Below are 16,346 nucleotides of genomic sequence, written 5' to 3'. Positions count from 1 at the left end.
GCAAGTCCTCGAGACCATCGGTGCTTCAGGGATAGTTAACTGACAAACCCCCAACGTCGGAGATCACAAGTGAGCAACGAAGCACTCGACAAAGTCCTGGCGAATCTCGTCATCCCGGTGGTCGTCATCCATGACGCCGCCACCACCCCGGCCGTCACCGACGGTCTCGTCGACGGCGGGCTCCCCGTCGCCGGGGTGACCTTCCGCACCGACGCCGCACCCGCCGCCATCGAGTCGATGGCCGAGGACGGGCACGTCATGGTCGGAGCCGGAACCGTCATCAATGCCCGTCAGGTCGACGAGGCGGTGAGCGCGGGAGCGACCTTCGTCGTCTCTCCCGGCCTGTCCCGTGAGGTCGTCGACCGCTGCCGACACCATGACATCCCGATCCTGCCGGGAGTCATCACCCCCACCGAGATCATGGCCGGTGTCGACATGGGGCTGGACACCTTCAAGTTCTTCCCGGCCGGAAACTTCGGCGGTGCCGCCACGATTGCTTCCCTGGGCGGCCCCTCCCGAACCTACGTTTTGTCCCCACTGGCGGAGTCAAGCCGCACAACCTGGCGGACTTCCTCTCCCGTCCCAACATCCCTGCGGTCGGTGGCACCTGGCTCACCCCGGCCGACGCCGTCGCCGCCCGGGACAGTCAAACCATCGCCAACTTGTCACGCGAGGCCGCCCGCAGTGCCCACAGCATCCTCGAGGAGCAGTCATGAGCATCACACTTCGTGCCGCAGACCAGTGCCGTTACGACATCGTCTCCCTCGGCGAGGTGATGCTCCGCCTCGATCCGGGTGAGCGTCGCATCCGCACCGCCACGTCCTTCGATGTCTGGGAGGGCGGCGGCGAGTACAACGTCGGCCGTGGCCTGTCCCGGGTCTTCGGCAAGCGTGCCGCCGTCATCACCGGTCTCGTCGACGACCCAGTCGGCCACCTCGTCGGCGGCCGCATCACCGCCGGCGGAGTCGACGACCAGTTCATCACCTGGGTGCCTTCCGACGGAGTCGGTCGCACGGTGCACACCGGACTCAACTTCACCGAGCGTGGCTTCGGTGTTCGCGGGGCCGTCGGCGTCTCGGACCGCGGCCACACCGCTGCCAGCCAGCTGCGCGCCAAGGACATTGACCTCGACCGCCTCTTCGGGGAATTGGGAGTGCGCTGGCTGCACACCGGCGGCATCTACACCGCCCTGTCGGAGACCAGTGCCCAGACTGCCAAGGCCGTCATGGAGGCCGCCCACGCCAACGGGACGATCATCTCCTACGACCTCAACTACCGGCCCAGCCTGTGGAAGTCGATCGGCGGTCAGGAGGAAGCCCGCCGCGTCAACCGCGAGCTGGCCAGCCTGGTCAACGTCATGATCGGCAACGAGGAGGACTTCACGGCCTGCCTCGGCTTCGAGGTCGAGGGGAACGATGAGAACCTCTCCAACCTCGACGTCGATTCCTACGCCAACATGATCGACAAGGTGGTCGAGGAGTTCTCGAACATCTCCGTCGTCGCCACCACTCTGCGTCAGGTGCGCACTGCCAGCCGCAACGACTGGTCGGCCATCGCGTGGTCGAAGGACACCGGCCTGGTGCGCTCGATCGAACGTCCCGACCTGGAGATCCTCGACCGCGTTGGCGGCGGCGACTCCTTCGCTGCTGGCCTGGTGGCCGGAATCATGGAGACCGGAGACCTGCAGAAGGCCGTCGAGTGGGGGGCTGCCCACGGCGCTCTGGCCATGACCACCCCTGGCGACACCTCCATGGCCACCCGTTCCGAGGTGGAGAACCTCGCTGCCGGAGGTTCTGCCCGAGCGAAGCGCTGAATGGCACCGGGACTCATATCGGACGGCGAGCCCAAGGGGCTCGCCGTTCTTTTTGGCCCCCAGCCACGAGTAGGTCCTGGGACGGGTAGATTCGTGCTCACCATCCCGTCATGACAGGAGCCATCCGTGAGTGAGCCCAGTGCCGTCGATCCCACAGCCCGCGACATCGCCGAGAAGCTGGCCCCGGCTTACCGCACCATGCTCAACGCGATCGCACAAGTTGAGCCCCGGATTGCGGAGGCCACCCGAGCCGAACTGACCGACCAGCGTCATTCCCTCAAGCTCATCGCTTCCGAGAACTACGCATCCCTGCCCGTCCTTGCGACCATGGGTACCTGGTTCTCCGACAAGTACGCCGAGGGTACCGCCGGTCACCGCTTCTACGCCGGCTGCCAGAACGTCGACACCGTTGAGGCGATTGCTGCCGAGCACGCCTGCGCCCTCTTCGGCGCTGAGCATGCCTACGTGCAGCCGCACTCCGGTATTGACGCCAACCTCACTGCCTACTGGACGATCCTCGCCCATCACGTCGAGACCCCAGCCCTCGAGGAGTTCGGAGCGCGCACCGTCAACGACCTCACCCAGGCCGACTGGGACACCCTGCGCCACCGCTTCAACGACCAGCGCGCCATCGGCATGAGCCTGGACACCGGCGGCCACCTCACCCACGGTTTCCGTCCGAACATCTCGGGCAAGATGTTCGACCAGCGCTCCTACGGAACGGACCCGCAGACCGGTCTGCTCGATTACGACAAGGTCGCCGAGCTGGCACGCGAGTTCAGGCCCCTCGTCGTCGTCGCCGGGTACTCCGCCTACCCGCGCCGGGTGAACTTCGCGAAGATGCGCGAGATCGCCGACGAGGTCGGAGCCGTCCTCATGGTCGACATGGCTCACTTCGCCGGCCTGGTGGCCGGCAAGGTATTCACCGGTGACGAGGACCCGGTCCCCCACGCTCAAGTGGTGACGACAACGACCCACAAGTCCCTGCGCGGCCCACGTGGTGGCATGGTGCTGACGACCAAGGAGTATGCCGCCGACGTCGATCGTGGCTGCCCGATGGTCCTCGGTGGCCCGCTCTCCCACGTCATGGCAGCCAAGGCCGTCGCCCTGGCCGAGGCTCGCACCCAGGCGTTCCGCGACTACGCCCAGCGTGTCGCCGACAATGCCAAGGCCCTGGCTGAAGGACTCATGAAGCGCGGCGTCAAACTCGTCACCGACGGCACTGACAACCACATCAACCTGCTCGACGTCACCACGAGCTTCGGACTGACCGGTCGGCAGGCCGAAGCTGCCCTGCTGGATTCCGGCGTCGTGACCAACCGTAACTCCATCCCGGCCGACCCGAATGGCGCCTGGTACACCTCGGGCGTGCGCATCGGCACCCCGGCCCTGACCTCGCGTGGGTTCGGGGCCGATGAGTTCGATCAGGTTGCTGAGCTCATCGTCACCGCTCTAAAGGCCACTACCCCGGTGACGGCTTCCAACGGCAAACCGGGCAAGGCTAAGTACCAGATCGCCGATGGAGTGGCCCAGAAGGTCCATGATGCCGCCGACGAGCTGCTCGGGAGCTTCCCGCTCTATCCGGGGCTGGATCTGGCCTGAGGGTTTTGATGTCCTCTCGCCGGAGTTCTTTTGGCAGAATCCCCCAACGGAGTTTCCACACAATGTGATATTGATCTCTCGACGGCCCGTGTTCCACGAGAAGAACACGGGCCGTCGTTCTTGTCGATGCCTTCTGCTGGAGCAAAAGACATGAGGACACCGGGTTCGTCGGAGATTGAAAGGGCTTGCGACTGCATTGGGAATGTCGATTCCCTCGGCGTGAATCTTGTCCGTGACGCCATGGATCTGGCCGCCATGCAGCCGAAGCTGCGGTAGGCCGTCCGAGATTTCGAACACCGCGTGAAGACTCACGGTGGCGAGTCAAAGGGCTCTCCGAAACTGCCCCCGTGTGGACCAGCCCGGAGGACCGGGAGTATCTCTGCGGCGGCGCCCCACCACACGGTTACATTGGCTACTCCACTGCCCGTGCCCTTCTGGCCCGCCTGTGGAGCCACTTCTCCCCAGATGATGAGTGGCCCCGCCCCGACGCTAACATTCCCGTACTGGACCAGACGGTCCTGTCACGAGGAGGTTCTTTATGCAGGAAGGTGATCCCGGCGCCAAGCCAACCGACACCACCGTTGACATGGGTGACGCTGGCTACGACAAGGCCCTGAGGAACAGGCACCTGCAGATGATCGCCATCGGCGGTTCCATCGGCACCGGACTCTTCTTGGGAGCAGGTGGACGTCTGGCCCAGGGAGGTCCTGGGCTGGCCCTCAGCTACGCCGTCTGCGGCATATTCGCCTTCCTCATGGTTCGAGCATTAGGTGAGATGGCCATTCGGCGTCCATCCTCGGGCGCCTTCGTCTCATACGCCCGTGAATTCATGGGAGAGAAGGGCGCTTACGTCACGGGATGGTTCTTCTTCCTCAATTGGTCGGTCACCGTCATGGCAGACATCACCGCGGTGGCCTTGTACCTTCACTACTGGGAAGCGCTACGGCCTGTTCCACAATGGGTTCTCGCGCTCATCGCACTGGCGGTGGTATTCACCCTGAACATGCTCAGCGTCAAAATGTTCGGCGAGGCGGAATTCTGGTTCGCCGCCATCAAGGTGACGGCCATCATCCTGTTCATGATCGCGGCCATCTGGGCCGTCGTCACCGAAGCGCCGGTCGGCCACAACACTGCAGGATTCCACAACATCTCCAGCCATGGCGGGTTCTTCCCCGGCGGCATGACGCCAGTCGTCGCCCTGACCCTTGGCGTGATCTTTGCTTTCGGCGGCACGGAGATGGTCGGCGTCGCCGCCGGCGAGACGAAGGACGCCGAAAAGATCTTGCCCAAGGCGATCAACTCGATGATCTTGCGAATCTTCGTCTTCTACGTCGGCTCGGTCGTCCTCATGGCCCTCGTCCTCCCTTACACCGCCTACTCGGCCAATGAGTCACCGTTCGTGACGTTCTTCACCGGGATCGGTATTCCCCACGCTGGCGACGTCATTCAGATCATCGTGCTCACCGCGGCCCTGAGTTCGCTCAACGCTGGCCTCTACTCCACCGGACGCACGTTGCGGTCCCTCGCGATGGCTGGTGAGGCTCCGAAGATCGCCGCGAAACTCAACCAACATCAGGTTCCTGCTGGCGGGATCATCATCACGGCGTCGCTGGGTCTCATTGGCGTGGCTCTCAGCGCTTTCCTGCCTGAGAGCGCATTCGAAATCGTCATGAACCTGGCCGGCATCGGTATCGCCGGGACGTGGTGTATGGTCCTCCTCACCCATACCCGGTTCCTGCGCCTCGTCAAGAAGGGAGAAGAAGCGCGACCCGAGTACCACATGCCGGGTGCGCCAGTGACGAACTACGTCTCCCTGGCCTTCCTCATCATCGTCGTCCTGTCGAATATAACGACGCACTCGGGCCGCTGGACACTTCTTCTGTTCGCCCTCGTGGTGATAGCGATGGTCATAGGCTGGTATGCCGTGCGAGACAATGTTATGTCTGACAAGACCGTCAAGGACTCCCCAGAGGTTTGAGTCATGCGTACCCACATCCTCTACACCGGGGGGACTCTCGGCATGGTCCCCACCCCGGACGGGCTGGCGCCAGGGGCCGACCTGACGGGATGGCTCGATCAGCTGCTCTCGGGCACAGAACTCGCCGGAACGTTTGAGACCCTGAGCTTCGAGCACCTCATCGACTCGGCCAACGCGACTCCGGCCGACTGGCGTCGAATCGTTGACGATCTGTGGGCACATCGGGAAGAGGCCGACTCCTTCGTCGTCCTGCACGGCACCGACACCCTGGCCTACACCTCGGCCGCGCTGTCCTATGCCCTCAGCAATTTCGGCAAGCCGGTCGTCGTCACCGGGGCGCAATACTCGCTGGGAGTCGTCGGGACCGATGCCGCCCCCAACGTCACGGGCGCGCTGAGAGCTGTCACCAGCGGTCGTCTGAGGAGCGTCGCGGTGTTCTTCGGGCACAAATTGCTGCGCGGAAATCGCGTGACCAAGTTGTCGTCGTGGGCCTACAACGGATTCGACTCCCCCGCCGTCCCCCAGCTGGCACGCACCGGAGCACCGTGGCAATGGGTCGAGAACGACTCGACCGGCTGCGGCTGGCTGGATCCGAAGCCGTACCGACGCCACGACGTCCTTGTCGTCGATCTCTCCCCGGGAATCAGCGCTGCACGCCTGCGCGCAGTCCTCGACCCATTGCCCGAGGCCGTCATCCTGCGAGCCTTCGGGGTCGGGAACATCCCCAGTGATGAGCCCGGCCTGGTCGACGCCATCCTTGACGTCATCTCCGCCGGCACCCCCGTCGTCGTCGCTTCCCAGTGCATGCAGGCCGACGTGTTGCTGGGTCGATACCAATCGAGTCATGCCCTCACCGAGGGAGGAGCCATCAGCGCCCACGACATGACCCTCGAAGCTCTCTATGCCAAACTCGTCTTCCTGCTGTCCCAGGGACTGCGTGGTAAGGAGTTGGGACGGTGGGTCGAGACGGACATCGCCGGGGAGATCAGTATGTGAACCGCACTTTCCCACCAACACCACAGACGACTGCACGTTCGTCGCGAATTGATGTGAAATTTCACGCTGCGGCTGGCCAGTGCTCTCCCCGTGAACAATGATGGACCCATCACAGGTGGTAGCGAAGGCATCGTTGCCCTCCACCACCACATTCCACGATGACTGACGAGGCGAACTCATCATCTACGCGAGGAGAGGTGTTGATGGTCATCAACAAGAAGGTTCTGGTCTGCTGCGGCACTGGCATCGCCACCTCCGTCCAGGTGGCCAACAAGTTGCAGCGGATGCTGCGTGATCGAGGTGTGGCCGCGACGATGAAGGAGTGCAAGACGGCCAACGTCCCGGCCCAGGTGGAGACCTTCCAGCCGGACGCCATCGTCGTCACCACTGCGATCAATCCTCCTGACGAGGGGGTCAAGGTGTACCGAGGCACCCCTCTGCTGACCGGGGTGGGTGCCGACGAACTCGCCGACCAGATCGCCGACGACCTCAAGGCGCTGAATGACTGAGCCACGTCTCATCATCGCGAACTTGGGCGTCGAGACGTCCCACGAACTGTTCGCCGCTATCAGTTCCCGGCTTGCCGATGAAGGGCTTGTGAAGGCGTCATTCCTCTCCGCGGCCGAGGCCCGGGAGACCACTTATCCCACTGGGTTGGATTTCGGGCACATACAGGTAGCGATCCCCCACGTCGACCCAGACCATGTCGTCGCTCCCGGTCTCCTCCTGTGCCGCAACGCTCACAAGACCGTGTTTCACGCCATGGACGACCCCGAACGAGCGCTCGACGCCCGGCTGAGCATCTGGCCTCTGGTGACTGCCCCGCACAACCAAGTCCGGATGCTCGGCGCTGTGATCGACCTGCTGCAGGAACCGTCGTCCTGCCAGCTCCTCCTGGACGGCGACGAGGCCGATGTCAGATCTGCTCTGCAGAAGGTGTTGGACTCCATCGAGCCAGCCGACTGACGCTACGTCACCGACGCACACTATGGTGGAAACATGACTGCAAAGCTCATCCTGCTCCGCCACGGCGAGAGCGAGTGGAACTCCAAGAACCTCTTCACCGGCTGGGTGGACGTCGATCTCAACGAGAAGGGCGAGGGCGAGGCCCGTCACGCCGCCGACCTGCTCAAGGAGGAGAACCTCCTTCCTGACGTCGTCCACACCTCTCTGTTGCGTCGCGCCATCCACACCGCCTACCTGGCCCTAGACGGCTGTGATCGTCACTGGATCCCGGTGCGTCGCTCCTGGCGCCTCAACGAGCGTCACTACGGCGCTCTGCAAGGGCTGAACAAGGCCGAGACCAAGGAGAAGTACGGCAACGACCAGTTCATGGCCTGGCGCCGTTCCTACGACGTCCGTCCGCCGGACCTCGAGCACGATGGTGAGTACAGCCAGTTCAATGACCCGCGCTATGCCGACATCCCGGAGGCCGAGCGTCCCGTCGCCGAGTGCCTCAAGGACGTCGTGGCCCGTATGGTGCCGTACTTCACCTCCGACATCGCTGCTGACCTCGCGGCCGGTAAGACGGTGCTGGTGGCTGCCCACGGCAACTCCCTGCGCGCCCTCGTCAAGCACCTCGACGAGATCAGCGACGAGGACATCGCCGGGCTCAACATCCCGACCGGTATCCCGCTGCTCTACGAGCTTGACGATGACCTGAAGCCCGTCACCAAGGGTGGTCGCTACCTCGACCCGGAGGCTGCTGCCGCCGGCGCCAAGGCCGTTGCCAACCAGGGAAGCAAGTGAGTTCGTGACGGCTTTCAAGGCCTGAGACCACATGGAGCGGCGCCCCGGAGCTTATCTCCGGGGCGCCGCTCCATGTGCAGAGGAGAGGGATCAGGCGATCACGCCGAACTCGTAGCCCTCGCTCTTGAGCCACTTGAGAATGGATGGCATGGCTTCGGTCGTCATCTGCTTTCCGTAAGTGTCATGGTTGAGGATGACGACGACATTCGGGTCCCCGGACTCGTTGATGGTCTTCTTGACCATCTTCAGGTAACCGTCGACGGTCTTGGGACGCTGGACGTCAGCATCGCCGCTCATGGCGTTCCAGTCGATCCAGGCAACGCCGCGCTTGGCCAGAGCCTGGTCAGCCGCCGCGAGCTTGTGCCAGGACATGTGGCCTCCCGGGTAGCGGAAGGCCGAGGAGTAGTAGTTCGATCCCAGGATCGCGCGCGTCTGGGCGGTGGCCCAGTCCCAGTCGCAGCCAATGTGCTTGGCGTCGGCGGCCTGGCCGGGGTAGAGGTAATTGTAGTCGTGCGAGTAGGAGTGTATGGCGAGGGCGTTGCCCATCTTGAGCGAACGGCTGAGCATCTCCTTGTTCACGTCACGCAGCTGCGGGGCGATCATGAAGAAGGTCGCGCGGGCACCGGCCTTCTCGAGGTTGTCGAGCTGCTCACCGGTGAATTTGGTCGTCGGACCGTCGTCGAAGGTCACGAAGACGATCTTCTTGTTCTTGGGCTGAGTGGAGGGCTTCTTCAGCCACTGATTCACAACAGCAGCCGGGTAGGCGTACTTGTCAGCAGCCGTTCCATGGTTCGTGCCGGGCTCCAGACCGTCAATGTCCTTGACGACGGTGCCGGGGGCCTTGAGGGACGAGTAGTTCGACGGGGGCTCCGCGCAATCCGGCTTCGTCACAGCGGCACCGACGCCGAATTTACCGGAAGGCACCGGACCACTCGGCATTCCCGCTGGCGCATTCGCGCCACTCGAGACGCTGGGCTTGGCCCCGGGAGTCTTGGATGCCGGCGCCTTCGAAGACTGGGCCGCGCTGGCAGCCGACTTCGACGGGGAGTTGACAGACTCCGGATCGTTCGTGGCACATCCTGCGATGGCCATCGAAACGGTGGTGACGAGAACAACAGCTCCAGCCATCGTTTTTCTGCGGAAGGCAAAAGCCATGTGACAAGACCTCACTGACAATTATCAGCCGTGTACCACGGCGAGTTGGGCATCTCGATTGTATGTACTGAGTACAAGCGATCCCAATTCGAAACACGGCAACCCCCATTTCGCCGACGGAACACACCGGCGTGGGGGGTCGTGACGTGTCGATATGATCAGTAGGCGCTGGGCCAGTCCTCGCCAGCCGGCGCCTTGCCGGTGACGATGTAGATGACTCGGGAGCCGACGGCGACCGCGTGATCGGCAATGCGTTCGTAGTAGCGACCGAGCAACGCCGTGTCGACCGCGCTCTCGACGCCGTAGGTCCAGTCATCGCCCAGGAGCAGGCGGAACTGGTCGCGCCGCAGCTCATCCATCTTGGAATCCTCGGACGCCAAGAACTCCGCGGCCTGCGCGTCACGATCCGCCAGCGTCTTCTCGGCTTTCGCGATCATGGAATCCGCGATCCTCGACATCTCGACGAACTGATCGGCGACCTGCGGAGGCACGGCGACCTCGGGGAAGCGAAGACGGGCGATCTTCGCGACGTGAGCAGCAAGATCTCCCATGCGGGCCAGCTCGTAGCACATCCGCAGGACCGCGACGACCGTGCGCAGCTCGCCGGCGACCGGAGCCTGACGGGCAAGCAGGTCGAAGCAACGACGCTCGATCTCCTCGTTCAGGGCGTCGACCTTCGAGTCATCGGAGATGACGCGCTCAGCAGTGGTCAGGTCCGCACCAATGAGAGCCTCAGTGGCGTCCTTGACGGCAACCCGAACCAACTCGGCCATCGTCAAGATCCTGCCGCTGGTGGCATTGAGCTCGTCGTGGTAGCTCTCACGCATGCCGGTGTCCTTCCGTAGTGGGGTCTCGTCAAGCCTATCGACCCTGTCGACCGGAACATTTCGCCCGAGTGGCAAGACAGTGAACCTTGGGTGAACGACCAGTGATCACGGCATCACTTTGTGACGTGCGGGTGACGAGGATGACGACCTTCCCCCTATTATGCAAAGCGTGGGCATGGTTCTGGCAGCGATCATTGGTGCAGTTGTCGGCGCCGGATTGACGGTCCTCATCATTCGCGCAGTGGAGTCATTTCGTCACCCCGTTGACACCCTCGCCACCGACATTGAGGCCCTTGAGGTCGATCCAACTCTCGCCCGAGCACTCGACCTGGCCACTGAAGCGGCCGTCATCGTCGGCCCCCATGACGAGGTGCTACACACCACTGTGGGCGCCCGGTCAATGGAACTCGTGCGCGGCTCACGAATCGCCGACGCCACCCTCCTCAATTTGGTCCGCACCGCACGACGAGAGGACCGCGACATTGTCGACACCATGGAGTTGAAGCGGGCATCCACCGGAGCCAACCTCATCCTCACCGTGCGCGTGGGCCCTCTTGACGGGCACGGCAACGCGATCATCTCTGCGGCGGACAGCTCCCGACACATCAGGCTTGCCGAAACCCGCAGAGACTTCGTCGCCAACGTCTCTCATGAATTGAAGACCCCCATCGGCGCCGTCTCCATCCTCGCCGAAGCCATCGAGGGTGCCGCCGATGACCCAGATGCCGTCCGCCATTTCTCCCAGCGCCTGACCGCGGAGTCAACGAGGCTGTCCGCCCTCGTGACACAGATCATCGACTTGTCCCGATTGCAGGCGGACGAACCCCTGCTTCGCGCCGAACCAGTGTCCGTTGCCGACATCGTCGACGAGGCCGTCTCTCGTCATCGTGAGCTCGCGACCACCCGGGAGGTTTCCCTGGTGGCCCGCTGCGACGACGACCTGTGGGTTCTCGGGGACCAGAGTCAGCTCACCGAGGCCATCGCCAATCTCGTTCAGAATGCGATCGTGTACTCCGAGCCGAAGGCGCGGGTGGCGGTCTCGGCCAGACGAGTCCATGACGTCGACACCGACGTCATCGAGATTGCGGTGGCCGACAACGGAATTGGCATCGGCGAGGCCGACCAGGAACGCATCTTCGAACGGTTCTACCGGGTTGACTACTCCCGATCCCGGGAAAACGGTGGAACCGGCCTGGGGCTGTCGCTGGTCAAGCACACCTGCCAGGCGCACGGGGGATCCGTCGACGTGTGGAGCAAACTGGGCCAGGGGTCCACGTTCACCCTTCGACTACCCACCCTTGACGCCGACCACTACAACGAATCCGATCAGGAGGAGCCATGACCCGCGTACTCATCATCGAGGACGAGGAGTCCTACCGCGAGGCCACCGCCTTCATGCTGCGCAAGGAGGGATTTGAGGTCGACACCGCGGCCAATGGTGCCGACGGACTGGAAAACTACTCCCGCAATGGCGCCGACATCGTCCTGCTTGACCTCATGATGCCGGGAATCCCGGGGACCGAGGTCTGCCGGCAGCTGCGTCAGCGTGGCAACGTCGGGATCATCATGGTGACGGCCAGGGATTCCGAGATCGACAAGGTCGTCGGTCTGGAACTGGGAGCTGACGACTACGTCACCAAACCCTTCAGTCACCGCGAGCTGGTCGCACGCATCCGCGCCGTCACTCGTCGAGGTGGCCCGGAGATCGAGGTCTCCCCCGACGTCCTCGAGGAGAACGGGGTGCGGATGGACGTCGAGCGCCACGAGGTCAGTGTCGACGGAAAGACCGTGCGCCTCGCCCTCAAGGAGTTCGACCTGCTCGAGGTGCTGCTGCGCAATGCTGGACGTGTCATGACCCGCGCGTCCCTCATCGACCGAGTCTGGGGGGTCGACTACGTCGGCGACACCAAGACCCTAGACGTCCACGTCAAGAGGTTGCGCGCGAAGATCGAGAAGGATCCCTCGCATCCGGCACGGATCATCACCGTGCGTGGACTCGGCTACAAGTTCCAGGCCTGACACGGTTTCCACGAAACAACAAGCGCGGCCCCCGGTTTTGACCGGGGCCGCGTCGTGTGTTCAAAGGACCCGTCAGGATTGGGCCGACGGGGACCCCGAAGGAGCGTACTTCTCGAAATCCGGGTGGGTGGACGGCACAACCGGTGCATCCAGGGTGATCGGCGCAGAATTCGCGAACTTGATCGTCACCTTGGCCAACAAGCCGTCCGAGAGTCCCTCAACGGGAGCCTGAAGATCGGACTTGGTGAGATTGACCGAGGTGTGAGCCGGAAGATTGACACCGGCCGAAGTCACGGTGAAGGACTGCCCTGCCAGAGAGTTGTCCGACTTGAGCGGCTGACCAGTGATTCCGACAACCTTATCGTTCTTGCTGGAGATGACGGCGGCGGAGACACGAGCCTGACCGTCACCATTGATGAGCAACAGGTTCTGCACCTTGACGGTGCCGGACTCGCCGCTGACACCGGCCGCAGGGGTGTAACTGGTGAGGACCTTGGGATCGGCGTCACAAGCCGCCAACCCAAGAACCCCGACGGCAGCAAGGACAGCAGTCGTCCGGCGACGGTCGATCATCGTGGAATCTCCTCTTCCGGGGTGCATGATCGCTGCCGAGTTTAGCCGAATTGGCGTCACCGGGGGTGCCGATCGGTTTCAGCGCGATCGGCGAGTGAGCAGACCTCTCGAAAACACTATTTCAGTCGACGGCGTCGAGGACCTCCTTGGAGAACACCCTCGAGGAATTCAAGATCTCGGACATGAGAATGCGGACATTCTCGCCAATGTCGATATTGACCTCATGTGACAATTCCGTAATTCCGGTCACTGCGGTGACTGCGTAGATCGCCTCGTCATTGCGAACATTCCCGCGACCGGAGGGCCACGGCGTCAGCGATCGGATCGTTGGTCGGCCCCTTTTCCACGATCATCGCATCTCATCCTCACAGCGAACCGGGACCAGACCATTCCCGCTTCCCAAGGCCAGATCCGAGGGACTTCCGCAATCTCGACGGCCCGACAGCGAGGGCAAACCCTAGCACCATTTCGAACGCCTGCGCGAATTAATAATTGACTTCAACAATCATTATGTGATATAATTAACCTTCGAAAGGGGCCGCACAAATGACTTTCAACGTTGGTGAAACCGTTGTCTACCCGAATCATGGCGCTGCTGTGATCGAGGACGTCGAGACTCGCACTATCAAGGGCGAGGAAAAGCTCTACCTCGTTCTGAGAATTCTTGGACAGAACGATTTGGTTGTGCGAGTGCCAGCCAGCAATCTTGATCTTGTCGGCGTTCGTGACGTCGTCGACGACGAGGGCCTTGAAAAGGTGTTCGAGGTTCTTCGCAAGACCAATGTCGAGGAGCCGTCCAACTGGTCTCGTCGCTACAAGGCCAACCTCGAGAAGCTCCACTCCGGCAACGTCCTCAAGGTCGCCGAGGTTGTTCGCGACTTGTGGCGCCGCGAGCGCGACCGTGGCCTGTCGGCTGGTGAGAAGCGGATGCTCTCGAAGGCTCGTCAAATCCTGGTCTCCGAGCTTGCCCTCGCCAAGAAGGTGGAGGACGACAAGGCCGAGGAGATGCTCGACGAGGTTCTCGCCTCCTGAGGCTGCTCACCCTCATCGTGAAATGGGGGTTCACCAAAAATTTGGTGAACCCCCATTGCTCATGTCCCGAGGTGTGGCCGCAGGATCATGACGACTTCAGCGCGTCTGCAATCTCGTCAGCCAGTTGTCCTTCATCAACGCCGGTCAGGAATGCAACACCGCGAAACATCTTGACATTCTCGTTGGGCTGCTTCACTGCAGTCGTCGAGACGATTGCGTCAGGGGTGAATTCCTCGATGACCCTCGGCACTTCTGCAACGCGACAGTGCTCCATCTTGGCATTGACTCCACGCTCACGCAGCAGCCGCTGAAGCTTGTTGGCGACCTGTACCGACGTCGCGATACCGGTGCCACAGCAGACGAGAATCTTCTTCTCGATCATGGTGACCACCCCTCCCTCAGGGAAACCTCGTTGCCCTTGGATGTGGCCCACCAAGGGATTCCTCCACGATGCTAAACGTATCTCGTCCATGCCCCTTCGGTGGGGGTGGGTCCCGTGGTGATCACGGGTCTTTGAGAAACTAGGCGGGATGGTACCGTGCCGTCAAGGGCACAGCGCCCGTCTCGAGGAGGGTCCGCCATGGCGACTACGTCCAGCACACTGTGGAATGCCGTGGTGCTCCGCGCCGGCAAGGGAGCTCAGGACATGCTGGACACCGGCGTCATCGTCCTATTCGGCGAGCCTGTACCTGATGCTCTGTCCGACATCTGCGTGGTCCACAACCGCGGCGGCCGCTCCCCCATGACGCCCAAGCGCGAAATTGTTCCTGGCGACGTCCTCAACATCGCTGGTACCCGTTACACGATCGATGAGGTCGGAGAGTCAGCCACCTCAAACCTCGGTGACCTCGGCCATGTCGTGTTGTACTTCAACTCCCCCGACCAGTCGCTGCTCGCCGGAGCCATCAAAGTTTCCGGGCCGCAGCCGCAGCTGCCCAACCAGGGCGCGATCCTCACGATCGAGCCTGCCGAGTGACAAGGGCTGACGCGATCGCTGCCACCCCTTCACCGCGGCCGGTGAATCCGAGATGATCGGTCGTCGTCGCGGACACTGACACTGGAGCACCGACGGTCTGCGTCAGTGTGGCTACCGCCTCAGCGCGCCGGGCCGCCATGCGCGGACGCTGCCCCACGATCTGCACGGCTGCGTTCTGGACCGCCCATCCCTCGGCGGTGACGAGCTCAACGACATGGCCCAGTAACGCCACTCCGGCAGCTCCGGCCCATTGCGGGTCCGAGGTTCCGAAGACGGAGCCAACATCCCCCAGGCCGGTCGCGGAGAGCAAGGCGTCACAAATGGCGTGGCAGGCGACGTCACCGTCGGAATGGCCAGCCAAACCGACCTTCTCGTCGGGGAAATGAAGGCCAGCAATGTGCATCGGCACGCCTTCACTCAGCTGATGGACATCGGCTCCGATACCGGTCCGGATCTCCATCATTCCTTGCCCCCATGGCCCAACTTGTCGGCAACGTTGCTCGGGGTAACAGCCCGCAACATCCGACCGACTCGACGACCGGAGTGGTGACCGGCTCCAGCCGCAGCCTTGGCCAGGACCTCAGCAATGTCGAGATCGACCGGCTCGGTGATCTTGAGCGCCATTCGGGATCCTTCCACCAAGGTGGCGCGATGGCCGTAACGCTCACAACATGAAATGTCATCGGTGACCGTCCCACCATCGCGAGACAGCTGCTCATGACACTCCGTGATGACGACGCGATCGAATCCTTGCGGGGTCTGGACCGCGCGCAGAGCGGAACGGTCGATGACGCGGGAACCTTCACCGTCGATCTGCCGAATGGTGTCGGTGACCTCGACGACAGGTGTCACCGCGACAGCCCCGGCCTCGACCGCATCAATGACATCCTCGACGATGTATGCGGGAACCAACGGGCGGACGGCGTCATGAATGAGAACAGTGGTGGCCCGGCCGAGATGCTCATCGTCGGCGATGTATCGCAGCCCATTGCGCACCGAATCCTGACGAGTGTCCCCTCCGGTCACGAAGTGAACAGGGATAGGAGAGGCAGCCAAAGCCAGTTGCAGATGGTTGTGCATGCCTTCCTTCACCACCACGACGACCTCATCGCAACCGCCTGCAGCTAGGGATTCCACCGCGACGGCGACGACGGCCTTTCCAGTCAGCGACGTCACCTGCTTGGGAACAGGACCGCCGAACCGTGTCCCCAGGCCGGCTGCGACGACAACGGCGACGACAGGCGGGGTGTGCTCATCAACCATGGTTCGCACTCTATCGGCCCAGACCCACCAGCTCGCGTCCTCCTGTCATCGGATATCGTCGACCCTGACGTTTTCACCCCACCAAGGAGGCACACCATGCCGAGTCGTACCACCACCATTGCAGCCGAGAGCGGCCTGCACGCCCGTCCCGCCGCCATGTTCGTCCAGGCCGCCTCGAAGTCAGGCCTGGCCGTCAAGATCGGCCGTCCTGGCGAGGAGCCGGTGGATGCTCGCTCGATTCTGTCCGTGATGGGTCTTGGCGCCAAGCACGGCGAGACCGTCGAGCTCACCGCCGAGGGCGACAATGCCGATGAGGTGCTCGACGCCCTCGTCGCCAACCTGCAGATCGACCCGGAGGCCTGA

The 16,346-nt window shown here is 62.9% G+C and carries 19 protein-coding genes and 2 pseudogenes; 14 read left to right on the top strand and 7 right to left on the bottom strand.

Features of this window, described 5'->3' with window-relative positions:
- The first annotated feature begins 69 nt into the window (after positions 1 to 69).
- The 8 genes and pseudogenes from eda to HMPREF9153_RS06855 all read left to right on the top strand — a co-directional run bounded on the left by eda (position 70) and on the right by HMPREF9153_RS06855 (position 8,138).
- Positions 70 to 716, top strand: a pseudogene (eda, locus tag HMPREF9153_RS11940) (bifunctional 4-hydroxy-2-oxoglutarate aldolase/2-dehydro-3-deoxy-phosphogluconate aldolase).
- Positions 713 to 1,813 carry a sugar kinase gene (locus HMPREF9153_RS06885; RefSeq protein WP_004810627.1) on the top strand — a complete coding sequence of 367 codons (1,101 nt, stop codon included), beginning with the start codon at positions 713 to 715 and terminating at the stop codon, positions 1,811 to 1,813. Before eda ends, HMPREF9153_RS06885 begins: the two are co-directional and overlap by 4 nt.
- Positions 1,814 to 1,939: 126 nt before the next feature.
- Complete coding sequence (locus tag HMPREF9153_RS06880) at positions 1,940 to 3,415, top strand: glycine hydroxymethyltransferase (RefSeq protein ID WP_004810625.1); 1,476 nt, start codon at positions 1,940 to 1,942, stop codon at positions 3,413 to 3,415.
- Positions 3,416 to 3,953: 538 nt separating this feature from the next.
- Entirely contained in the window at positions 3,954 to 5,393 is a 1,440-nt protein-coding gene (locus HMPREF9153_RS06875; RefSeq protein ID WP_004810622.1) for an amino acid permease, read from the top strand.
- Between the two features lie 3 nt (positions 5,394 to 5,396).
- Complete coding sequence (locus HMPREF9153_RS06870) at positions 5,397 to 6,389, top strand: asparaginase (protein WP_004810621.1); 993 nt, start codon at positions 5,397 to 5,399, stop codon at positions 6,387 to 6,389.
- A 203-nt stretch (positions 6,390 to 6,592) separates the two neighbouring features.
- Positions 6,593 to 6,898, top strand: a complete 306-nt coding sequence (locus tag HMPREF9153_RS06865; protein ID WP_015583254.1) for a PTS sugar transporter subunit IIB — start codon at positions 6,593 to 6,595, stop codon at positions 6,896 to 6,898.
- Positions 6,891 to 7,355 (top strand): PTS sugar transporter subunit IIA, encoded by a 465-nt coding sequence (locus tag HMPREF9153_RS06860; RefSeq protein WP_004810617.1) that lies wholly within the window; start codon positions 6,891 to 6,893, stop codon positions 7,353 to 7,355. Before HMPREF9153_RS06865 ends, HMPREF9153_RS06860 begins: the two co-directional genes overlap by 8 nt.
- Before the next feature lie 33 nt (positions 7,356 to 7,388).
- Positions 7,389 to 8,138 carry a phosphoglyceromutase gene (locus HMPREF9153_RS06855; RefSeq protein ID WP_004810615.1) on the top strand — a complete coding sequence of 250 codons (750 nt, stop codon included), beginning with the start codon at positions 7,389 to 7,391 and terminating at the stop codon, positions 8,136 to 8,138.
- 90 nt (positions 8,139 to 8,228) lie between these two features.
- On the opposite strand, the gene HMPREF9153_RS06850 is transcribed toward HMPREF9153_RS06855, so the two are convergent.
- Positions 8,229 to 9,062 (bottom strand): polysaccharide deacetylase family protein, encoded by an 834-nt coding sequence (locus HMPREF9153_RS06850; protein ID WP_174266664.1) that lies wholly within the window; start codon positions 9,060 to 9,062, stop codon positions 8,229 to 8,231.
- Between the two features lie 46 nt (positions 9,063 to 9,108).
- Here HMPREF9153_RS06850 and HMPREF9153_RS11935 point away from each other — a divergent pair, with 46 nt between their 5' ends.
- On the top strand, positions 9,109 to 9,297 hold the full coding sequence (locus tag HMPREF9153_RS11935; RefSeq protein WP_095666469.1) for a hypothetical protein: 189 nt from the start codon (positions 9,109 to 9,111) through the stop codon (positions 9,295 to 9,297).
- A gap of 154 nt (positions 9,298 to 9,451) precedes the next feature.
- Here HMPREF9153_RS11935 and phoU read toward each other — a convergent pair whose 3' ends face one another.
- On the bottom strand, positions 9,452 to 10,120 hold the full coding sequence (gene phoU / locus HMPREF9153_RS06845) for a phosphate signaling complex protein PhoU (RefSeq protein ID WP_004810611.1): 669 nt from the start codon (positions 10,118 to 10,120) through the stop codon (positions 9,452 to 9,454).
- 160 nt (positions 10,121 to 10,280) lie between these two features.
- On the opposite strand from phoU, the gene HMPREF9153_RS06840 reads away from it, so the two are divergent.
- Positions 10,281 to 11,462, top strand: coding sequence for a sensor histidine kinase (locus tag HMPREF9153_RS06840; protein WP_004810608.1), 1,182 nt, complete (start codon positions 10,281 to 10,283; stop codon positions 11,460 to 11,462).
- Entirely contained in the window at positions 11,459 to 12,139 is a 681-nt protein-coding gene (locus HMPREF9153_RS06835; protein WP_004810606.1) for a response regulator transcription factor, read from the top strand. Before HMPREF9153_RS06840 ends, HMPREF9153_RS06835 begins: the two co-directional genes overlap by 4 nt.
- Positions 12,140 to 12,211: 72 nt before the next feature.
- On the opposite strand, the pseudogene HMPREF9153_RS06830 reads toward HMPREF9153_RS06835, so the two are convergent.
- Positions 12,212 to 12,800, bottom strand: a pseudogene (locus HMPREF9153_RS06830) (hypothetical protein).
- 33 nt (positions 12,801 to 12,833) lie between these two features.
- A complete protein-coding gene (locus HMPREF9153_RS12720) occupies positions 12,834 to 12,962 on the bottom strand; it encodes a hypothetical protein (protein WP_004810602.1) in 129 nt (42 codons plus the stop codon).
- Between the two features lie 296 nt (positions 12,963 to 13,258).
- Between HMPREF9153_RS12720 and HMPREF9153_RS06825 the strand changes: the two genes are divergently transcribed.
- Positions 13,259 to 13,744 carry a CarD family transcriptional regulator gene (locus tag HMPREF9153_RS06825; RefSeq protein ID WP_004810600.1) on the top strand — a complete coding sequence of 162 codons (486 nt, stop codon included), beginning with the start codon at positions 13,259 to 13,261 and terminating at the stop codon, positions 13,742 to 13,744.
- An 85-nt stretch (positions 13,745 to 13,829) separates the two neighbouring features.
- On the opposite strand, the gene HMPREF9153_RS06820 is transcribed toward HMPREF9153_RS06825, so the two are convergent.
- Positions 13,830 to 14,126, bottom strand: a complete 297-nt coding sequence (locus HMPREF9153_RS06820) for a PTS sugar transporter subunit IIB (protein ID WP_015583258.1) — start codon at positions 14,124 to 14,126, stop codon at positions 13,830 to 13,832.
- A gap of 198 nt (positions 14,127 to 14,324) precedes the next feature.
- Here HMPREF9153_RS06820 and HMPREF9153_RS06815 point away from each other — a divergent pair, with 198 nt between their 5' ends.
- Positions 14,325 to 14,720, top strand: a complete 396-nt coding sequence (locus tag HMPREF9153_RS06815; RefSeq protein WP_004810597.1) for a PTS glucitol/sorbitol transporter subunit IIA — start codon at positions 14,325 to 14,327, stop codon at positions 14,718 to 14,720.
- On the opposite strand, the gene ispF is transcribed toward HMPREF9153_RS06815, so the two are convergent.
- Together ispF and ispD are read right to left on the bottom strand one after the other, a co-directional pair.
- Positions 14,698 to 15,180, bottom strand: a complete 483-nt coding sequence (gene ispF / locus HMPREF9153_RS06810; protein WP_015583259.1) for a 2-C-methyl-D-erythritol 2,4-cyclodiphosphate synthase — start codon at positions 15,178 to 15,180, stop codon at positions 14,698 to 14,700. The genes HMPREF9153_RS06815 and ispF overlap by 23 nt on opposite strands.
- Positions 15,180 to 15,983: a 2-C-methyl-D-erythritol 4-phosphate cytidylyltransferase gene (gene ispD, locus HMPREF9153_RS06805; RefSeq protein WP_015583260.1), complete on the bottom strand. Its 804-nt coding sequence runs from the start codon at positions 15,981 to 15,983 to the stop codon at positions 15,180 to 15,182. The genes ispF and ispD overlap by 1 nt, the downstream gene beginning before the upstream one ends.
- Positions 15,984 to 16,079: 96 nt before the next feature.
- On the opposite strand from ispD, the gene HMPREF9153_RS06800 reads away from it, so the two are divergent.
- Positions 16,080 to 16,346 carry an HPr family phosphocarrier protein gene (locus HMPREF9153_RS06800; protein ID WP_004810592.1) on the top strand — a complete coding sequence of 89 codons (267 nt, stop codon included), beginning with the start codon at positions 16,080 to 16,082 and terminating at the stop codon, positions 16,344 to 16,346.

It is taken from the genome of Cutibacterium avidum ATCC 25577 (assembly GCF_000227295.1).
Lineage (GTDB): Bacteria > Actinomycetota > Actinomycetes > Propionibacteriales > Propionibacteriaceae > Cutibacterium > Cutibacterium avidum.
The sequence above is the reverse complement of the archived record's forward strand: the minus strand, read 5'-3'. Positions and strand labels throughout refer to the sequence as shown.